The organism is Propionispora vibrioides, assembly GCF_900110485.1.
Lineage (GTDB): Bacteria > Bacillota > Negativicutes > Propionisporales > Propionisporaceae > Propionispora > Propionispora vibrioides.
In genome coordinates this window covers 1-20,073 of the sequence record NZ_FODY01000043.1, presented here as the reverse complement: position 1 = coordinate 20,073, position 20,073 = coordinate 1, and the positions used below count along the sequence as shown (strand labels likewise).

The 20,073-nt window shown below is 50.2% G+C and carries 18 protein-coding genes and 1 other annotated feature; all 18 genes read left to right on the top strand.

Annotated elements, in window-relative coordinates; translation table 11 throughout:
* Window positions 1-30: 30 nt before the first annotated feature.
* Entirely contained in the window at window positions 31-315 is a 285-nt protein-coding gene (locus tag BMW43_RS20380) for a UbiA family prenyltransferase (RefSeq protein ID WP_091752291.1), read from the top strand.
* A gap of 24 nt (window positions 316-339) precedes the next feature.
* Window positions 340-1,209, top strand: a complete 870-nt coding sequence (folD, locus tag BMW43_RS20375) for a bifunctional methylenetetrahydrofolate dehydrogenase/methenyltetrahydrofolate cyclohydrolase FolD (RefSeq protein ID WP_091752288.1) — start codon at window positions 340-342, stop codon at window positions 1,207-1,209.
* A gap of 50 nt (window positions 1,210-1,259) precedes the next feature.
* The gene (locus tag BMW43_RS20370) at window positions 1,260-2,927 is read left to right on the top strand and encodes a formate--tetrahydrofolate ligase (protein ID WP_091752286.1); all 1,668 of its coding nucleotides are present in this window, start codon (window positions 1,260-1,262) and stop codon (window positions 2,925-2,927) included.
* A gap of 36 nt (window positions 2,928-2,963) precedes the next feature.
* A complete protein-coding gene (locus BMW43_RS20365; RefSeq protein ID WP_091752283.1) occupies window positions 2,964-3,818 on the top strand; it encodes a sulfide/dihydroorotate dehydrogenase-like FAD/NAD-binding protein in 855 nt (284 codons plus the stop codon).
* Window positions 3,803-5,212, top strand: a complete 1,410-nt coding sequence (gltA, locus tag BMW43_RS20360) for an NADPH-dependent glutamate synthase (RefSeq protein WP_091752281.1) — start codon at window positions 3,803-3,805, stop codon at window positions 5,210-5,212. Before BMW43_RS20365 ends, gltA begins: the two co-directional genes overlap by 16 nt.
* Before the next feature lie 41 nt (window positions 5,213-5,253).
* Window positions 5,254-5,484, top strand: a binding site (T-box leader).
* Window positions 5,485-5,534: 50 nt separating this feature from the next.
* The gene (locus BMW43_RS20355; protein WP_091752279.1) at window positions 5,535-8,186 is read left to right on the top strand and encodes a valine--tRNA ligase; all 2,652 of its coding nucleotides are present in this window, start codon (window positions 5,535-5,537) and stop codon (window positions 8,184-8,186) included.
* 10 nt (window positions 8,187-8,196) lie between these two features.
* Window positions 8,197-9,504 carry a bifunctional folylpolyglutamate synthase/dihydrofolate synthase gene (locus BMW43_RS20350; RefSeq protein WP_091752276.1) on the top strand — a complete coding sequence of 436 codons (1,308 nt, stop codon included), beginning with the start codon at window positions 8,197-8,199 and terminating at the stop codon, window positions 9,502-9,504.
* Window positions 9,505-9,582: 78 nt separating this feature from the next.
* Complete coding sequence (locus tag BMW43_RS20345; RefSeq protein ID WP_245732651.1) at window positions 9,583-10,836, top strand: O-antigen ligase family protein; 1,254 nt, start codon at window positions 9,583-9,585, stop codon at window positions 10,834-10,836.
* Window positions 10,837-11,041: 205 nt separating this feature from the next.
* A complete protein-coding gene (locus tag BMW43_RS20340) occupies window positions 11,042-11,695 on the top strand; it encodes a redox-sensing transcriptional repressor Rex (RefSeq protein WP_091752271.1) in 654 nt (217 codons plus the stop codon).
* Window positions 11,696-12,216: 521 nt separating this feature from the next.
* Window positions 12,217-13,722, top strand: a complete 1,506-nt coding sequence (gene scpC, locus BMW43_RS20335) for a succinyl-CoA:acetate CoA-transferase ScpC (protein WP_091752269.1) — start codon at window positions 12,217-12,219, stop codon at window positions 13,720-13,722.
* 27 nt (window positions 13,723-13,749) lie between these two features.
* Window positions 13,750-15,402 (top strand): acyl-CoA mutase large subunit family protein, encoded by a 1,653-nt coding sequence (locus BMW43_RS20330; RefSeq protein ID WP_091752267.1) that lies wholly within the window; start codon window positions 13,750-13,752, stop codon window positions 15,400-15,402.
* A 55-nt stretch (window positions 15,403-15,457) separates the two neighbouring features.
* Window positions 15,458-15,850, top strand: a complete 393-nt coding sequence (locus tag BMW43_RS20325; protein ID WP_091752264.1) for a cobalamin B12-binding domain-containing protein — start codon at window positions 15,458-15,460, stop codon at window positions 15,848-15,850.
* A gap of 12 nt (window positions 15,851-15,862) precedes the next feature.
* Window positions 15,863-16,801: a methylmalonyl Co-A mutase-associated GTPase MeaB gene (gene meaB, locus BMW43_RS20320; RefSeq protein WP_091752262.1), complete on the top strand. Its 939-nt coding sequence runs from the start codon at window positions 15,863-15,865 to the stop codon at window positions 16,799-16,801.
* A 24-nt stretch (window positions 16,802-16,825) separates the two neighbouring features.
* Window positions 16,826-17,233 carry a methylmalonyl-CoA epimerase gene (gene mce, locus BMW43_RS20315; RefSeq protein ID WP_091752260.1) on the top strand — a complete coding sequence of 136 codons (408 nt, stop codon included), beginning with the start codon at window positions 16,826-16,828 and terminating at the stop codon, window positions 17,231-17,233.
* Between the two features lie 23 nt (window positions 17,234-17,256).
* Window positions 17,257-18,786, top strand: coding sequence for a methylmalonyl-CoA decarboxylase subunit alpha (gene mmdA / locus BMW43_RS20310; protein ID WP_091752257.1), 1,530 nt, complete (start codon window positions 17,257-17,259; stop codon window positions 18,784-18,786).
* A 16-nt stretch (window positions 18,787-18,802) separates the two neighbouring features.
* Complete coding sequence (locus BMW43_RS21295; protein ID WP_177173702.1) at window positions 18,803-18,958, top strand: hypothetical protein; 156 nt, start codon at window positions 18,803-18,805, stop codon at window positions 18,956-18,958.
* A 61-nt stretch (window positions 18,959-19,019) separates the two neighbouring features.
* Entirely contained in the window at window positions 19,020-19,403 is a 384-nt protein-coding gene (locus BMW43_RS20305) for a biotin/lipoyl-containing protein (RefSeq protein ID WP_091752255.1), read from the top strand.
* A 149-nt stretch (window positions 19,404-19,552) separates the two neighbouring features.
* On the top strand, window positions 19,553-20,073 hold a 521-nt coding region (locus BMW43_RS20300; protein WP_143050679.1), incomplete at its 3' end, for a M20/M25/M40 family metallo-hydrolase.

The following is a 20,073-nucleotide window of genomic DNA, read 5'->3' as shown; positions in this document are numbered from 1 at the left end:
TCCGGCAACTGGAAGCCGTGATGAACGACTTTGGGTCTTCATTCGATGCCTGTGCGGTTTGGCATACCCGGAGCATTGACGCTATCCCGGTACATGCATGCCTTCAGCATTGGCTGTTTTTGGCTGGTTGGCTATCAATTGCAGCTGGGAGCTATCTATTTTGGCGGCGTGGTTTTAGCGGCTCTGGTGCTTATTTATCAGCACCGCCTGGTGAGGGACGGCGATTTCAGCCGGGTAACACAAGCTTATTTTATGAGAAACGGTCTTGTAGGCATTTTTATTTTACTTTTTACTATGCTGAATTTTTTACTATAAAAACCATGAAGGAGTGACGCAGCATTGTCGGCGCAACTATTGGATGGAAAGTTTTTCGCCAGCCAGATCAAGGAAGAAACCAGGAGAAAAATTGAAATATTAAAGCAACAATATGACATTACACCAGGACTGACGGTGGTGATTGTCGGCGAAAATCCTGCCTCCCAAATCTATGTGGCGAACAAGCATAAAACTAGCCTGGAGCTGGGGGTGAATTCCCAGGTCATTCGGTTGCCGGAGCAGGTTAGCAAGGAAGAGCTGCTGACGGTGATTGCCGGTCTGAATCAGGATCCGGCGGTTCATGGCATTCTGGTGCAACTGCCTTTGCCGGAACATATAAAACCCTATGAAAGCGAGATACTGGAAGCGATTCAGCCGGTAAAAGATGTGGATGGTTTCCATCCGGTCAATGTGGGTAAACTGGCTACCGGACAGGAAGAACTGGTACCCTGTACGCCCCATGGCTGTATTCGCCTTCTGGAGCTGGCCGACCTGCCGATAAAAGGGAAGCGGGCGGTCGTCCTGGGGCGCAGCAATATTGTCGGCAAGCCGATGTTCCATTTATTGCTGGCCCGCCATGCGACAGTAACCGTTTGCCATTCCCGCACCCAGGATTTGGCGGCTATAACCCGTGAAGCCGATATTCTGGTTGCCGCCATCGGCAAACCTAAGTTTGTTACCGGCGATATGGTAAAACCGGGAGCGGTTGTCATTGATGTGGGGATTAATCGGGTGGGCGATAAGAAAATTGTCGGTGATGTCGATTTTGACGCGGTCAAAGAGGTCGCCTCGGCGATTACGCCGGTGCCGGGCGGTGTCGGAGTACTGACCATTGCCATGCTGCTCTATAATACAGTCAAAGCGGCGCAGATTCAGCATAAGGTACAGGTTTAAGAACCCGTATTTAGCTTTGGATAAAATACAAAACTGGGGGAGGGTTCAGGTTGAAAAGTGATGTGGAGATTGCCCAGACGGCGGTCATGAAGCCCATCCTGGAAGTGGCCCGTGAACTGGACATTCCGGAAGACGAAGTAGAACTGTATGGCAAACATAAGGCTAAAGTTTCGTTAGCGACCTGGCAGCGCCTGAAAGATAAGCCCGACGGCAAATTAGTGCTGGTGACAGCGATTAATCCGACGCCGGCCGGCGAAGGCAAGACGACGACCACCGTCGGTCTTGGCGATGCGCTGCGGCGGCTGCAAAAGAAGGTAGTTATTGCCTTGCGGGAACCGTCGCTGGGGCCCTGTTTTGGCATCAAGGGTGGTGCTGCCGGCGGCGGTTACGCCCAGATCGTACCGATGGAAGATATTAATTTGCATTTTACCGGTGATTTTCACGCGATTACCACGGCGCACAATTTGCTGGCGGCTGTGATTGACAATCACATTCATCATGGCAATGAACTGGGAATTGACCCCCGCCGTATTACCTGGCGTCGGGTGCTGGACCTGAATGACCGGGCGCTCCGGTCGGTCATTTGCGGCCTGGGCGGTAAAGTGAACGGTGTGCCCCGGGAAAGCGGCTTTGATATAACGGTGGCATCCGAGTTGATGGCCATTTTATGCCTCGCCAATGATCTGATGGATATGAAGCAGCGGATTGGACGAATTGTCGTTGCCTACACCTATGAGGGAAAACCGGTAACAGTGGAAGAATTGCAGGTCACCGGCGCCTTGACGCTGCTCTTTAAGGATGCCATCAAGCCTAATTTGGTGCAGACCTTGGAAAACACCCCGGCCTTTGTGCATGGGGGGCCCTTTGCTAATATTGCCCATGGCTGTAATAGCGTGACGGCCACCAAATATGCTTTGAAGCTGGCCGATGTGGTTGTTACTGAAGCCGGTTTTGGCGCTGATCTGGGGGCCGAGAAATTCCTCGACATCAAGTGCCGCTTCGCCGGACTGAAACCGGCGGCGGTAGTCATCGTGGCCACCGTTCGGGCGCTTAAAATGCATGGCGGTGTGCCGAAAACCGATTTAAACAGGGAGAACCTGGCCGCTCTTGATTTGGGCATGCACAATTTGATGAAGCATATTGAAAATACCCATAAATTCGGGCTGCCGGCGGTGGTAGCCATCAATGCCTTTCCGAACGATACACCGGCCGAACTGCAGCACGTGAAGGAAAAGTGCCTGGCCATGGGAGCGGAAGTGGCTATTTCCGAGGTATGGGCCAAAGGCGGTGCCGGCGGTACGGAACTGGCCGAGAAAGTGCTGGCCGCCTGTGAACAGGAAAGCAGTTTTACTTATATCTATGATGAAAAAGCGCCGATTAAGGAGAAAATTACCGCTATTGCCAGAGAAATCTATGGCGCAGATGGCGTGAATTATACGCCGGGAGCGGAAAAAACCATTCGGGAGCTGACCGAGTTTGGCTTTGATAAGACACCCGTTTGTATGGCCAAGACGCAGTATTCACTCAGTGACGACATGACCAAACTGGGGCGGCCGCAGGGCTTTACCATTACGGTACGTGAAGTCCGGGTGGCGGCCGGCGCCGGTTTTTTGGTAGCCCTGACCGGTGAAATAATGACAATGCCCGGTTTGCCGAAAAAGCCGGCCGCAGTCAATATGGATATTGATGAGCAGGGAACGATTACCGGAATTTTCTAATAGGAATAGATTAGTTTTCACTTAAGGAGGATTATCGTGTATAAAATACTCTTGAAACAGGAATTGGCGCCCAATGTAAAGCTGTTTAAAATGCAGGCGCCGCTGATTGCCAAAAAAGCGCAGCCGGGCCAATTTGTTATTTTGCGGATTGATGAAGATGGGGAACGGGTGCCTTTGACAATTGCCGACTTTGACCGTGAAGAAGGCAGTATCACGTTGATCTTCCAGGAAGTCGGCGCCTCGACGAAACTGCTGGGCACTTTGAACGAGGGCGACAGCCTGCTGGACCTGGTCGGGCCTTTAGGTAAACCGACTCATATTGAAAATTTCGGTACTGTGGTCTGTGTCGGCGGCGGCATCGGGATTGCACCGGTGTATCCGATTGCCCGGGGCATGAAGGCGGCCGGCAATGAGGTGATCTCGATTATCGGGGCCCGCAACAAGGACATTCTGATCTATGAAGAGGAAATGACGGCTGTCAGCGATACGCTGCATATTGCCACCGATGACGGCTCTAAAGGTATCAAAGGATTTGTTACCGATCCTTTAAAACAGATGATTGCCGAAGGGAAGAAAATTGACCTGGTTGTTGCCATCGGTCCGGTGATCATGATGCGTAATGTGGCCGAAGTCACCCGGCCTTATCAGATTCCTACCGTGGTCAGCCTGAATCCGATTATGGTGGACGGGACCGGGATGTGCGGCGGCTGTCGCGTGTCGGTCGGTGAGGAGAATAAATTTGCCTGCGTTGACGGACCGGAATTTGATGCTCATAAAGTTGACTTTGCCGGCCTGGTGGCGCGGCAGCGTATGTATATTCCGAAAGAAAAACAGTATGCCGAACACTGTGCGTCGACCAAGGAAGGGGGATGCAAATGTCACTCTCACTAAAGAAGAACGCTATGCCCGAACAGGACCCCAAGGTAAGGGCCCGCAATTTTGATGAAGTGGCGCTGGGCTATGAGGCCGAGTTGGCCCAGGCCGAAGCGTCCCGCTGCCTGAACTGTAAAGCAGCCCCCTGCCGGAAGGGCTGTCCGGTGGATGTCGATATTCCGGCATTTATCAAGCATATTAAAGAAGGCGACATGGACGGCGCCATTGCCAATATAAAAGAGGTTAACGGCTTGCCGGCCATCTGCGGCCGGGTTTGCCCCCAGGAAGACCAATGCGAAAAGTTCTGCGTACTAACCAAAAGAGGCGAAGCGGTTGGCATTGGCCGGCTGGAACGCTATGCAGCCGATTACGCCCGCAAACAGGGTGAAAGTGCGGCCACTGCCGCCGCGGCAGCAGTGGGGCAAAAAGTAGCTGTCATCGGTTCCGGCCCGGCCGGCTTAAGCGCTGCCGGTGAACTGGCTAAAAAGGGCTATGCGGTCACGATTTTTGAGGCGCTCCATTTGCCGGGCGGCGTGTTGATGTACGGTATTCCCGAGTTCCGTCTGCCGAAAGAGATTGTGCAGGCGGAAATTGACGGTCTCCGTCAGATGGGCGTTGCCATCGAAGTAAATGCGGTTATCGGCCGAACTTTTACGGTAGACGAACTGATCGAGGAGGAAGGCTTTGATGCCGTATTCATCGGCACCGGTGCCGGACTGCCGCACTTCATGCACATCCCCGGTGAAAATTTCAACGGCGTATATTCAGCCAATGAATTTTTAACCCGCTGCAATCTGATGAAAGCATATCGTTTCCCTGACACGGGTACACCCATTCATGTGGGCAAGAAAGTGGCTGTCGTCGGTGGTGGCAATGTGGCGATGGATGCGGCCCGTACGGCATTACGACTGGGGGCGGAAGAGGTGCATATCGTATACCGCCGTTCCGAGACTGAACTGCCGGCCAGACTGGAAGAAATTCACCATGCCAAAGAGGAAGGCATTATTTTTACGTTGCTGACGGCGCCGGTAGAGGTGCAGGGTAATCAGGAAGGCTGGGTCACCGGCCTGAAATGTATCAGCATGGAATTAGGTGAACCGGACGCTTCGGGCCGCCGTCGGCCAGTGGAAGTTCCCGGCTCTGAGTTTGTACTGCCTACCGATACGGTGATCATCGCCATCGGACAGGGGCCGAACCCGCTGGTCCAGTCCACCACCAAAGGCCTGGAAACCAATAAGAAGGGAAATATTGTGGCCGATCCCGAAACCGGCGCCACCAGCAAGCCCGGTGTATTTGCCGGCGGCGATATCGTGACAGGGGCTGCCACCGTTATTTTGGCCATGGGCGCCGGCAAGAAAGCCGCTGCCGCCATCGACACTTATTTAAGCGACAAACGGGCCGGTCAGGCTTGACATTGTCTGCGTTAGGCAGTATAGTGTAACTGGTATATGGTTAAAAGGTTATGATGGGAAGAGTAAGTTCATGACTGGCTGTCAGAGAAGAGATCCTTGGCTGTGAGATCTCCCGGCGCAGTAGGGCCGAAGGTCATCCCGGAACCGCCGCACTGAACGAAAGTCAGTAGGTGCGGCCGTGTCACCGCGTTATGGTGTTTGAGTCCGGCGGGAGTTAGTTTTTGCCGGAGAAGCAAGGTGGTAACACGAAAGCAGGCTCTTTCGTCCTTTCCGGGGCGAAGGAGCTTTTTTGTTATGATTTTATCCTTCAGGAGGTATAAACATGGATGAGCAACAGATTCCTACGGTGTATGACCCGCAGACAGTAGAAAAAAAATGGTACCAATTTTGGGAGGAAAACCGGCTGTTCCATGCGGCGGCCGCATCGGATAAGGACCCGTTCAGCATTGTGATTCCGCCGCCCAATGTAACGGGACAGCTACATATGGGACATGCGTTAGATAATACGCTGCAGGATATTTTAATTCGCTGGCGCCGGATGCAGGGCTATAACACTCTGTGGATGCCGGGTACCGATCATGCCGGTATCGCCACACAGATTAAAGTGGAGGAAATGCTGGCCAAGGATAATGTCTCCCGCTATGACTTGGGACGGGAGGCGTTTATCGACAAGGTATGGGAGTGGAAGAAGCTCTATGGCAGCCGCATCCTCACCCAGTTGAAAAGCCTGGGCGCCTCCTGCGACTGGGAGCGGGAGCGCTTTACCATGGATGAGGGCTGCTCCAAAGCGGTGCGGGAAGTTTTTGTAAGTCTGTACGAAAAGGGACTTATTTACCAGGGCAACCGTATTACCAATTGGTGTCCCCGCTGCCATACGGCGTTAAGCGATATCGAGGTGGAACATGAGGAAAAACCGGGACACTTATATCATGTTCAATATTTTGTCGAAGGCAATCCGGACGAATCGCTGATCGTTGCCACCACCCGGCCGGAAACCATTCTGGGCGATACTGCCGTGGCCGTTCATCCCGAAGACAGCCGTTATAAGCAGCTAATCGGCAAACATCTGATATTGCCGTTAGTGGGACGCAGCATTCCGGTTATCGCTGACGAATATGTCGATCCAGCCTTTGGCACCGGTGCCGTCAAAGTAACACCCGCCCATGACCCGAATGACTTTGAAATGGGACTGCGCCATGAACTGCCGGAGATTATCGTTATCGAACCGAATGGTACCATATCGGAAGGCACCGGCAAATACAGCGGCTTGGACCGCTATGAATGCCGTAAGCTATTAGTCAGCGATTTAAAAGAACAGGGCTTCTTGGTGAAAATCGAGGATCATTCCCACGCGGTTGGGCATTGCCAGCGCTGCGCGACGGTGGTGGAGCCGTTAATCTCCAAACAGTGGTATGTGCGGATGCAGCCGTTGGCCGAACCGGCTATCGAAGCTGTGCGATCGGGAAAAATAAAATTTGTTCCTGAGCGGTTCACGAAGATTTACTTAAATTGGCTGGAAAATATCAGAGACTGGTGCATATCGCGGCAAATCTGGTGGGGTCATCGCATTCCCGCCTGGTACTGTGCCTGCGGCGAAACGGTCGTTTCCCGTAACTCACCGGCGGCCTGCCCAAAATGCGGCGGCAGCCTGGAACAGGACCCGGATGTGCTGGATACCTGGTTCAGCTCGGGGCTTTGGCCTTTTTCCACTATGGGCTGGCCGGAACAGACCGAAGAACTGAAAAGCTTTTATCCGACCAGTGTGCTGGTAACCGGCTATGATATTATTTTCTTCTGGGTGGCCCGCATGATTATGATGGGGCTGGAATTCCAGCAGGACATTCCGTTTGAACATGTATTTATTCACGGTTTGGTCCGGGACGGCCAGGGACGGAAAATGAGCAAATCCCTGGGCAACGGTATTGATCCGCTGGATGTGATCGAAAAATACGGCGCCGACACGCTGCGCTTTACACTGATTACCGGCAATACCCCCGGCAATGATATGCGGTTTTACTGGGAGCGGGTGGAGTCAAGCCGCAACTTTTCCAATAAGCTCTGGAACGCTTCCCGTTTTGTTCTGATGAACTTGACCGATTTTGATGCGACCGAGCGGCCTGACCCGGCGTCCTTTACGCTGGCCGATCAATGGATTTTGAGCCGTTACGCCCATACGGTGGAAGCTGTTACCCGTAATCTGGAGCGGTTTGAACTAGGGGAAGCCGCCCGCCTGCTGTATGAATTCATTTGGAATGAGTATTGTGACTGGTATATCGAGTTGGCAAAACCCAGACTGTATAATAAAGAACAGGCGGCAGCGAAGAGGACGGCCCAGTATGTATTATGGCACGTGCTGGAAAATACGCTGAAACTGCTGCATCCCTTCATGCCGTTTATTACGGAAAATATCTGGCAGCACCTGCCCCATGACGGAGTCAGCATTATGGTAGCCGCCTGGCCGGCCAAGGAGGCCGAGTATGTAAATGGTGCCGCCGAACAGCAGATGGAAATCATTATGGAGACCATCAAGGCGGTGCGCAACATGCGGGCCGAGGTCAATGTGCCGCCCGGCAGAAAAAGCGAAGCCATTTTACAGGCTGCCAATGCGGACCTTAAACAGGTATTGACCGATAATGTACAGTACCTGAAAACGCTGGCCGCTTTGGAGCCTGTGCTGATTACGGACAGTAGTCAGGACAAACCGGCCAATGCTATGACGGCCGTCGTGAACGGCGTGGAAGTGTATTTGCCGATGAAAGGCCTGATTGATATAGAGAAGGAAACAGCCCGGCTGAATAAAGAACTGGCATCGCTGGACAAAGAACTGAGCCGCCTGGCCGGCAAGCTGGCCAACGAAGGGTTTGTCGCCAAGGCACCGGCCGATGTTATCGCCAAGGAACGGGCCAAGGAACAGGAATACGGGGAGAAAAAAGCGGCGATCCAGGAACGGCTTAGTTACCTGGAAACACTATAAAGGTGATAATATGACATACGATGAGGCACTGGCCTATCTGGCCGGATTAAATACCTTCGGAATACAGTTGGGCCTGACGAGAATTTCCCGTCTGCTGGAGTTGATGGGAAATCCGGAGCGGCAGTTTAAGTCCATCCATGTGACCGGCACTAACGGCAAGGGCTCGACAACCGCCATGCTGTCCGCTATTCTGGTTGCCAGCGGGATCAAGACGGGGATGTATACATCCCCGCACTTGATTGATTATACCGAGCGGCTGGCTATCGACGGACAACCGGTTGCCCGGGAGGAGTTTGCCGCGGCAATCGAATATACCAGCCGCCAGGTGGCCAGGCTGCTGGAACTGGGCGGGGAACAGCCCACCGAGTTTGAAGTGCTGACGGCGGCGGCCTTTTATTGGTTCGCCCGCTGCCGGGTGGAATATGCGGTGATCGAGGTCGGTCTGGGCGGTTTGTTGGATTCGACCAATGTGATTGTACCGGAGATTTGCGTAATTACCAACGTAACGATTGATCATATTGATCGTTGCGGCGCTACGGTGGCGGAGATTGCCCACCATAAGGCCGGCATTATTAAGGAGCAGGTTCCTGTTGTTACCGCTGCCGAAGGGGAGGCGCGGGAACTGATCGGCCGGACGGCGGCCGGCAAAGCTGCTCCGCTATATAGTTGGGGAGAGGATTTTACCGCGTCCTTTGTCACAATACAGGGCCGGCTGCAGACCATTGATATCCAGGCCGGTGTCTGGAAAAAGCAGGATCGTTTTGTATTGCCGATGCTGGGCGCGCATCAGGTGAAAAATGCCGCCGTGGCAGTAGCGACGGCCTGGCTGCTCAGCCGGCAGGAAGAGCGGATCAGTGACCGGACCATAAGGAACGGGCTGCTTCAGGTAAGCTGGCCGGGCAGGTTCGAGTTTGTCGGTGACAAGCCGGTTTTTGTGATTGACGGGGCACACAATCTGGCCGGTGTACAGGCACTCAGAGATAACCTGGACAGTCTGTTCCCTGGTCGCCCCATTACTTTTTTGCTGGGCATTTTACGGGATAAGGATGTCGCCGGCATGACCAGAAGCCTAATCCGGTCTTGCGACCGGGTGGTCGTGGTAGCGCCGCTTTCCGAGCGGGCCGGTGAACCGGCGGAGGTGGCGGCTCTGATTACGGCCGAGCTGGTGAAGACAGCCGATTCCATTGAAGCCGGGCTGCAGGAGGTTTTTTCCCTGGCTGGTGAAAGCGGGATTGTTTGTGCCGCCGGGTCATTATACCTGATCGGAGCCGTGAGAAAAAGAGTCTTAAGTGGACAAATTCAGAATAATCAGGTATAATTAGCTAGATATTTTATGTGGTTGACTTTATTTCGCCGGGAAGAGTACCGAATATTGAATAATTAAATGGGTGAAGCTGTGTACAAACAATATAGCACTAGTAAATGGATATATAATCTGGACTTTTTTATTGAGCACTGCATTATGGCGGTTGCCTTTTTTTTGCCGCTCTCACTGGATATTACCAGTGTATTTTTGGCAGTTGGCGGTTTTATGTGGCTGGTAAAAATGGTGATTACCAGACGACTGGACACAAAAGCCACTGTTTTCGACGGAATGATTTTGTTTTTTGTCATATGGTCCGGTTTTTCAATTCAAAGTTCTCCTGATCCCGGTTATAGTTCGTATAACTATTTTCAGTTGATGAGCCGGTATGTGCTGCTCTACTATTTGGTGGTCAATCACATTCATTCTCCCGAGCAGTTGAAGCGGGTGCTTAAATTGATGGTGCTGTCTTCCTGCCTGGTTTCTCTATACGGCTTTTATCAATATTTTCATGGTCTTGATATATCCAAGCTGGACTGGGTGGACGACAGCCAATTTCCCGAACTAAAAACGCGGGTATTTTCTACCTTACATAATCCCAATCTATTGGCCGGGTTTCTGGTCATTATGGCGGCCGTAACCACCGGCATTGTTTGCGGTCTAAAACGGGCTAGGGATAAGTTTTTCTTATCGGTTATTGTTAGCATGCTGGGGCTGTGCCTGGTTTTCACCTATTCACGGGGTGCCTGGGTCAGCATACTGGTTGTCATTATCATCTATAGTGTTTTTTACAGCCGCAAGCTTTTCTGGCTGCTGCTGATTATCCCTCTGCTGATGCTCTGCGGTCAGCATACAGCCTGGGAGCGGGTGCTGTCGATCTTTAATCCGACCGATACTTCTTCGTCACTGCGCATGGCTCTGTGGGAAAGTACGCTGGCCATGATTCACGACAAGCCGCTGTTTGGAGTCGGCTGGGGAGCTTATTGGCTGGCTTACCCCGATTATGATTTTTACATTCATGATCCGGCGACGACCATTTTTCATGCTCATAACATGTACCTGGCGGTTGCGGCGGAAACAGGTATTCCGGGCCTGCTGGCATTTATGGGAATCCTTTACGGACATATGGCGGCGGCCTTTAAGATGGCCGTTCAGGGGAGATCGAAATGGCTGTCCGGCATTATGCTGGGCATGGTGGCGGCGATGGCCAGTATTGTCATCGGCGGATTAACCGATTACATTTTGTTTAATATTCAGATGTCTATGTTGTTCTGGTTGATCAATGGGTTGATTGTCGCCGCTTGGCGCATCCATCACAGCTCTTTTGCCACGCCTTACAAATTTTGAAATTGGGCGGCATAATGGAGGCCGGCGCTGCCTTTTCGATTTTGCCGGATGAGGTGCTAGGAGCGCTCACCTATTGTTTATTTCTGGAATCTGGACTATAATATAGTACGGTATTCAAAGGTATTATTTTGTAAACAAATGGGTGATTTTTGCCAAATTATGAACGAACTATTTTTGAAGTATCCTTATCTAGGGGGGGAAGTTTTTGAAAGAAGACTCCATCATTATTTCGAAAGCGACGATTGACCGTCTGCCGCTATATTTTCGTACGTTGCGCCTGTTGCAACGGGAAGATGTGGAGATCATATCTTCGGAGGAGTTGGGCCGCCGGCTGGGAATTACGCCGGAACAGATCAGGAAGGATTTGGCTTCCTTCGGACAGTTTGGCAAAAAAGGTGTCGGCTATTATGTAAAAGAACTTTTGCGTAATATTGGCGATATACTGGGACTGCACTGCAACTGGAATTTTGCGATTATCGGCGTAGGCCATCTGGGCTGGGCCTTGGCCAACTATCGCCACTTTTCTTCGTTAGGCTTTAATCTGGCAGCGATCTTTGATGTTGACCCCACTAAGATCGGCCTACATATCAATGGTGTTCAGGTGTTTCACCTGGATGACATGGAGAAAATTGTGCAGGAGAAGAATATTCACATTGGCATTATTGCCGTTCCGGAAGCTCATGCCCAGGAAGTGGCTGATAAACTGGTAGTGTCCGGCATCCGGGGGATTTGGAATTTTGCGCCCCGTAAAATCCGTGTCCCCGGCAGCATTTATGTTATTGATGAGGATTTGTCCGTCGGGTTGAGCAGCCTGTCTTATTACCTGGCGCGAAAAACGCCGCCGAAACAACAAATATAATTGTGTATTTTGTATATTTTTTATAATAAATAAAAATTTCACATACTTGGCAGGAGATACGGTATGAATATAGAAGTACACTTAGGAAGAAATATATGACAGTATCTAAAACATCATATAAGTAACCTAAGCGTTATGCTGTTATGCTTGGGCCGGTTAGTTATGGCCTTTTTGCTTTGTTTTACCGACAGCGGCATACACCTAGGGTTGTTTTGTACCAACAAAATAGGCCTTTGGTGTTTTTTTATGATAACTTGTGTGTATATGTATTCCAAATAAAAAAAATACTAGGAAAGCACTGCTTTATTCGCACTGCGCGTCCTGACGGCTCTTTTTCCGTCTGGCTGCGTCAGCAAAACCTTGCAATAGCCCAACTATTCTTTCGGCTTTGCTTCCTTGCCAGGCGAAAAAATCTTTCGTTAGTATCTTGTCAATTCTAAACCGGTAGGGTGCCAAGGTACTGGGACGACAGGCTCGTTAAATCAGTGCTTCCCTAGACTAGAATGGGAAGGAGTATGGATATGATTGACATTCAAGATCGCATACGCAACAAAATATTATTAGACAGAATTGTTACTGCTGAAGAAGCAGCGGCAATTATAAAGCCTAATATGAATGTGGGGACAAGCGGTTTTACGCCGGCCGGCTATCCTAAGGCGGTGCCCATGGCGTTAGCGAAAAGAATTTCTAAAGAGCATTTTCAAATTAATTTATGGACGGGTGCTTCCGTAGGTCAGGAACTGGACGGTTCGCTGGCGGCAGTAAACGGAATCGCCAGAAGAATGCCTTACCAAACTAATGGCGACTTGCGTAAGTCTTTAAATAGCGGTAAGGTAAATTATTTTGACCTTCACCTTAGCGAATCGGCTCAATTGACACGCTACGGTTTTTTTGGCGGTAAAGTGGATGTAGCTATTGTTGAAGCCTGTGCCATTACCGAGGAGGGTCATCTGATCCCCACTACGTCAATGGGCAATACTGCCTCTTATGTACAAAGCGCTGATATTGTTATTGTTGAAATCAACACTTCCCAGCCGCTGGCCTTGGAAGGCATGCATGACGTGTATGTACCGCTTGATCCGCCGCACCGTCAACCGATTCCGATTGTCAAGGTAGATGACCGCATTGGTACGCCTTACATACCCTGTGGCCTAGATAAAATAAAATACATCGTTCCCTGTGATATTCCGGACGATGTACGCGATTTTGCCCCGATTGACGATAATTCCAAAACTATGTCCGAATTGGCCATTGAATTTTTCAAACATGAAATTAAAGCGGGCCGCTTGCCGAAGGATCTGTTGCCGCTGCAATCCGGCGTAGGTTCGGTAGCCAATGCGGTTATTTCCGGTTTTGTCGATTCCGATTTTAAAAATCTCGAAGTATATACGGAAGTTATTCAAGACGGCATGCTGGACTTGGCCGATGCCGGTAAATTGAAGTTTGCCTCGGGAACTTCCTTCTCGCCTTCACCGGAGGGTCAGAAACGTCTGTATGCCAATATTGAAAAATACCGGAGCAAAATGATGTTAAGACCGCAAGAAATTGCCAACAGTCCGGAGATTGCCCGTCGCATCGGTATTATCGCGATGAATACGGCGATTGAATTTGATATTTACGGACATGTCAACTCGACCCATATTATGGGAAGCAAGATGATGAACGGTATTGGCGGATCCGGGGATTTTGCCCGTAATGCATATCTTACTTTATTCTTTTCCACTTCGGTGGCCAAAGGAGGTCTTATTTCATCCGTCGTTCCCATGTGTTCGCATATTGACCATACCGAACATGATGTCGACGTGTTCATTACTGAACGCGGTCTGGCGGATGTCCGCGGCCTGAGTCCTCGTGAAAGAGCCCGGGTGATTATTGAAAAATGTGCGCATCCCGATTATCAGCCCATGCTGACGGATTACTTGGATAGAGCTGAAAAGGCCACTAAGTTTGCACATACACCGCACCTTCTGGATGAGGCTCTGTCTTGGCATGCTAGGTTTTTACAAACCGGGACTATGAAAAAATAAAGCAATTTTAAAGAGGGGGACATAATAGTGAGTACGAATGTTGAACAGTTAAAAGAAAAAAAAGCAGCCTATGATGCTAAAGTTGAGAAAGCCTTAGCCAAATTTCCTGAGCGGAAGAATCTGGAGCCTAACAGATTGTATACGCCACTGGACGTTACCGAATTTGATTATGAAAAGGATCTTGGTTTCCCGGGCGAATTCCCATTTACCCGCGGCGTACAGCCGACCATGTATCGCGGCCGTTTCTGGACCATGCGTCAGTATGCCGGCTTTGCTACGGCGGAAGAATCCAACAAACGTTATAAGTTCCTGCTGGATGCCGGCCAAACCGGTCTTTCCGTAGCTTTTGACTTGCCGACCCAGATCGGTTACGACTCGGACGATGCCATTTCCGAAGGAGAAGTTGGCAAGGTGGGTGTGGCTATCGACTCGCTGGCCGATATGGAAACCTTGTTTGACGGGATTCCTTTGGACAAAGTATCGACGTCCATGACCATCAACGCACCGGCATCGGTTTTGCTGGCCATGTATATTGCTGTGGCTGAAAAACAAGGGGTAACTCCTGATAAATTAAACGGTACTATCCAAAACGACATCCTGAAAGAGTATGCGGCACGCGGTACTTACATATTCCCGCCGAAACCTTCCATGCGTCTGATTACCAATATTTTTGAATATTGCTCGAAGAATGTTCCTAACTGGAACACCATCTCTATCTCCGGCTACCATATCCGTGAAGCTGGTTCCACGGCTGCGCAGGAAATCGCCTTTACGATTGCCGACGGTATCGCCTATGTAGAAGCGGCTATTAAAGCAGGCCTCAACGTAGATGATTTTGCCGGCAGACTTTCCTTCTTCTGGAATGCCCATAACAATGTGCTGGAAGAAGTGGCTAAATTCCGTGCATCCCGCCGCATTTGGGCTAAAGTTATGAAAGAACGTTTCAAAGCGCAAAAACCCAAATCCTGGATGCTGCGTTTCCACACGCAAACAGCCGGATCCATGCTGACTGCTCAACAACCGGAAAACAATATTGTCCGTGTTGCACTGCAGACGGTAGCCGCCGTATTGGGCGGAACCCAATCCTTGCACACCAACTCGAAAGATGAAGCTCTGGCCCTGCCGACCGAAGATTCGGTACGCATTGCACTGAGAACTCAGCAGATTGTTGCCTATGAAAGCGGCATTGCCGATACCATTGACCCGTTGGCCGGTTCTTACTATATCGAAGCTCTGACTAACAAACTGGAGGAAGAAGCCCTGGCTTATATCCAAAAGATTGATGATATGGGCGGCGCTCCTGTGGCTATTGAAAAAGGCTACATCCAAAAAGAAATCCAGGACAGCGCTTACAAATATCAAATGGAAGTGGAAACCAAAAAACGCATTGTTGTTGGCGTAAACCAATTCCAGATCGAAGAGAAACCGGTAGAAGGCTTGCTGCGGGTTGACCCGTCCGTCGGCGTAGGACAAAAAGCCAAATTGGGCGAATTGCGGGCAAAACGCGACAATGCTGTGGTTGAAGCCAAATTGGCAGCCTTGGCTGCAGCCTGCAAAGATGAGCATACCAACTTAATGCCTATTATTTTGGATGCTGTCAGAGCCTATGCAACACTCGGCGAAATCTGCAATGTAATGCGCAGCGTGTTCGGTGAATATGAGGCCCATGTAAGCCTGTAAAGAGTACAGGACTTGAGTAGCATACTTTAAGAGTAATCATGAGAGGAAGATAGACATGGAAAAACGTATAAGAGTATTGGTGGCAAAACCAGGTCTTGATGGTCATGACCGTGGTGCTAAGGTAGTAGCGCGTGCATTAAGAGATGCAGGCTTTGAGGTAATTTATACAGGACTTAGACAGACCCCGGAACAAATCGCCGAAGCGGCTCTGCAGGAAGACGTAAACGTAGTTGCTTTGAGCTTGTTGTCAGGCGCTCATACTCATCTGTTCCCGAAAGTGGTTAACCTGCTTCGTGACAAAGGGATGAGCGATGTACTGGTGCTTGGTGGCGGCGTTATTCCCGATGCCGACATCCCGGCCTTGAAGGAAGCTGGCGTGGCGGAAGTATTTACTCCCGGCACGGCCACGCAAACCATTGTCGATTTCATCAACACCAAATTGAACTAGGTTGTGAATCCCGTGGATATTGTAAAGGATTTATTAGCCGGTTCGCGGCTGGCCCTGTCACGGGCGATTACGGCCGTGGAAAATGAATATGATCACGCTGTGCAGATTATGCAGCAAATTTATCCCCATACCGGTAATGCCTATGTCATTGGCATTACCGGGCCGCCGGGGGCGGGAAAGAGTACTTTGACCGACAAGTTGGCCCGGGAATACCGTCGCCGCGGTAAGACGGTGGGCATTGTGGCCATTGATCCGACCAGTCCTTTTTCCGGTGGCGCTATTTTAGGCGACCGCATCCGGATGAATGAACTGACACTGGACGAGGGTGTTTTTATCCGCAGTATGGGAACCCGCGGCAGCTTGGGTGGTTTATCCCATAAGACCGGTGAAGTGGTTAAGCTGATGGATGCCGCCGGCAAGGATATCGTGATTGTGGAAACGGTAGGCGTGGGACAGTCGGAAGTGGATGTCGCCAAGACGGCAGACACGACACTGGTTGTTCTGGTTCCCGGTCTCGGTGACGATATTCAGGCCATCAAAGCCGGGATTTTGGAAATTGGCGATATTTTTGCCATCAATAAGGCAGACCGGGAAGGCGTAGACCGGTTATATGTCGAATTGGAAATGATGCTGGACTTGAATCAGTACAAAGTTGATTGGCGTCCCCCGATCAAAAAGGTCATTGCATCACAAAACCAGGGAATTACCGAACTGGCGGATACCATTGATAAGCACGCCGCCTGGTCGGAAGAAACCGGTGAAAGGGCGGTTCGTCGTGGCAAACGGGTAAAAGATGAACTGATTGCCATGTTGAATTCGCAGATTGGCCGGTATATTATAAATAAAATGACCGTTTCCGGGGAATTTGATCAACTGATCAAACAAGTGGAAGCGCGGGAACAGGACCCGTACACTGCTGTGGATGGGATTTTGAAAGCGATATTGCGCTAAAGAATTGAAAAGGAGGAAAAAATAATGTTTGAAGTACTTAAAGTGGACCATATAGGTATCGCCGTTAAAGATCTGGAACAGGCGAAAAAGTTTTATACCGAAGTATTGGGAATGAAGGCTATGGGGGAAGAAGTTGTTGAGCAGCAAAAGGTAAAAGTCTGCTTTATTCCTAGCGGTGACAGCGAAGTGGAGTTGTTGGAATCGACTGCTCCGGACGGCCCGATTGCTAAATTTATTGAAAAGAACGGGGAAGGTATCCAGCATATCGCTCTTCGTGTCGACAACATTGAAAATGCGTTGGCCGACCTCAAAGAAAAAGGCGTTCGCCTGATTGATGAGAAGCCGCGTTATGGTGCCGGCGGCGCCAGTATTGCTTTCGTTCATCCTAAAGCAACTGGCGGAATTTTGCTGGAGCTTTCGGAACGTAAATAGTTTCATTTCGTAGGAGGTATAAGATGTCAACAGTCCAGGAAAAAATTCAGGACCTTAAAGCAAAACAGGAAAAAGTTAAGCTTGGCGGGGGCGCAAAACGTATTGAAAAGCAGCATGCTTCGGGAAAATATACAGCGCGCGAACGGATCAACAAATTCTTTGATCCCGATACCTTTGTTGAGCTTGACCAATTTGTTACACATCGTTGCGTAAACTTCGGAATGAATGAAAAAGAACTTCCCGGTGAAGGCGTTGTGACCGGTTACGGTACGGTTAACGGCCGTTTGGTCTATGCTTTTGCTCAAGACTTTACGGTGGAAGGCGGCTCCTTAGGCGAAATGCATGCTGCTAAAATTTGTAAAGTATTGGACTTGGCGATCAAAATGGGAGCACCGGTTATCGGTATTAATGATTCCGGCGGTGCCCGTATTCAGGAAGCTGTAGACGCGTTGTCCGGCTATGGCAAAATCTTTTTCCGGAATACCCAGGCTTCCGGTGTGATTCCGCAAATATCGGTTATCATGGGACCCTGTGCCGGCGGTGCCGTATACTCACCGGCGCTGACGGACTTCATCTACATGGTCAAAAATACCAGCCAGATGTTTATTACTGGACCGGCTGTTATTAAATCGGTTACGGCCGAAGAAGTGACTGCTGAACAGCTTGGCGGTGCCATGACGCACAACAGCACTTCCGGTGTGGCTCATTTTGCCGCGGAAAATGAAGATGACTGCATCGAACAGATCCGTTACTTGCTCAGCTTCCTGCCCAGCAACAACCTGGAAGAAGCGCCGGTAGTGGCTACGGAAGATGACGCCAACCGTATGGATGAAGAACTGAATACCTTGCTGCCGGATAATCCCAATATGCCTTATGATATGAAAGACGTCATCAAGGCAGTTGTCGATAATGGCGAATTTTATGAAGTTCACGAACATTATGCCCAAAATATCATCACTTGCTTTGCCCGCTTTGATGGAAAAAGCGTAGGCATTATTGCCAATCAGCCGGCTGTTATGGCAGGCTGCCTGGATGTAAACGCTTCGGATAAATCATCCCGTTTTATCCGGTTCTGCGATGCTTTCAATATTCCGCTGGTCAACCTCGTGGACGTTCCCGGCTTCCTGCCCGGTACGGACCAAGAGTTCGGCGGTATTATCCGCCACGGTGCGAAAATGCTGTATGCCTATTGTGAAGCCACTGTGCCTAAAATTACGGTCATTACCCGTAAAGCATACGGCGGTTCCTATCTGGCCATGTGTTCGCAGGATTTGGGCGCCGATCAGGTATTGGCCTGGCCGACGGCGGAAATTGCCGTTATGGGCCCTGCCGGTGCCGCCAACATTATTTTCCGTAAGGATCCTGATGTGGCTGCTAAAACGGCTGAATACGTGGAAGAATTCGCTACACCGTATAAAGCGGCAGAACGTGGTTTTGTTGATATCGTTATTGAACCGAAGGAAACCAGACCGCGTATTATCACTGCCTTGAATATGCTGGCAAGCAAACGGGAAGCACGGCCGGCGAAAAAGCATGGCAATATACCGCTATAAGGGGTAGGTGAATGGAATGAAAATTGATGCTAAGGATATAAAGCCTGAAGTCGTGGCTGCGATTGCCGCTGCAGTAACTGCTATGATGGGGACAGGTAACCTGGCAATAAAAATTAGCACAAGTGCTGCTTGGGCAGCTGCAGGCCGCCAAAAATTAATGAATTCTCATTAAAATAAACGGCGTAGCATGTGTTGACTGACAAAATTTAATAATCAACATGGAGGAATTGCGAATGAAAAAGTTTAACATCACAGTGAATGGTACTGCCTTTGAAGTAGAAGTAGAAGAAGTAAAAGCTGCACCTGCCGTTAAGCCTGCCGCTAAACCGGCTGCCGCTCCGGCTCCTGCTGCTAAACCGGCTGCTCCTGCTGCTGCTCCGGCTCCTGCTCAAGTAGGTGCTGGCGATACTGCCGTATCGGCTCCGATGCCTGGCAAAGTGGTTAAAATTGTAGCCGAAGCCGGACAAAAAGTGAAAAAAGGCGATGTAGTTTTGATTTTAGAAGCTATGAAAATGCAAAATGAAATTTCAGCTCCCGCTGACGGCACTGTAAAATCCATCAACGTAGCTGCTGGCCAAGGTGTAAAAATTGGCGAAGTTATGGCTGTTATCGGCTAAATAGTTGTCTGACTAAATTGCGTAAAAACGCGCAGAGGTGACTCTGCGCGTTTTTTTGTTCCCCTTGTTGCTGGTTAATATATGGAAAAATAGCGGCGATTAGGGTATACTGTCAATAGGAAGACATAGTTAAGCGGGAGGCGAGCAGTATGGATAAACAGGAGACGTTGCGTTTAATCGAGGAAATTGCCCTGTTTGGCAAAGGTGAGAAGGGTATAACCCGCTTGGCATTCAGTGATTCCGACATACAGGCGCGAAACTATATAGTGAAGTTTCTCCAGACTATGGGCCTATTGGTACGGGTCGACGGAGCCGGCAATATCATTGCCCGGCTGGAAGGGAGTGATCCTGAGCAGACGGTCGTTATGACCGGCTCCCATTTGGATACCGTTCCCGAAGGCGGTAAATACGACGGAACCTTGGGAGTGGTGGCTGCAATCCAAGCCGTGAAAGAACTGCAAAAAAGAGGTCCCCTAACCCATCCGGTAGAGATCGTCATTTTTGCGGCCGAAGAGTCCAGCCGATTTGGTGTGGCGACTTTTGGCAGTAAGGCCATGACCGGACAATTGCACGTACTGCCTAAAGATATTGACGAAATGGTTTTCGCCGGTTTTTTACGGAAAAAATCGGTGGAAATGATTAAATGTGAAACGGTAGATGTGGAAGTTCC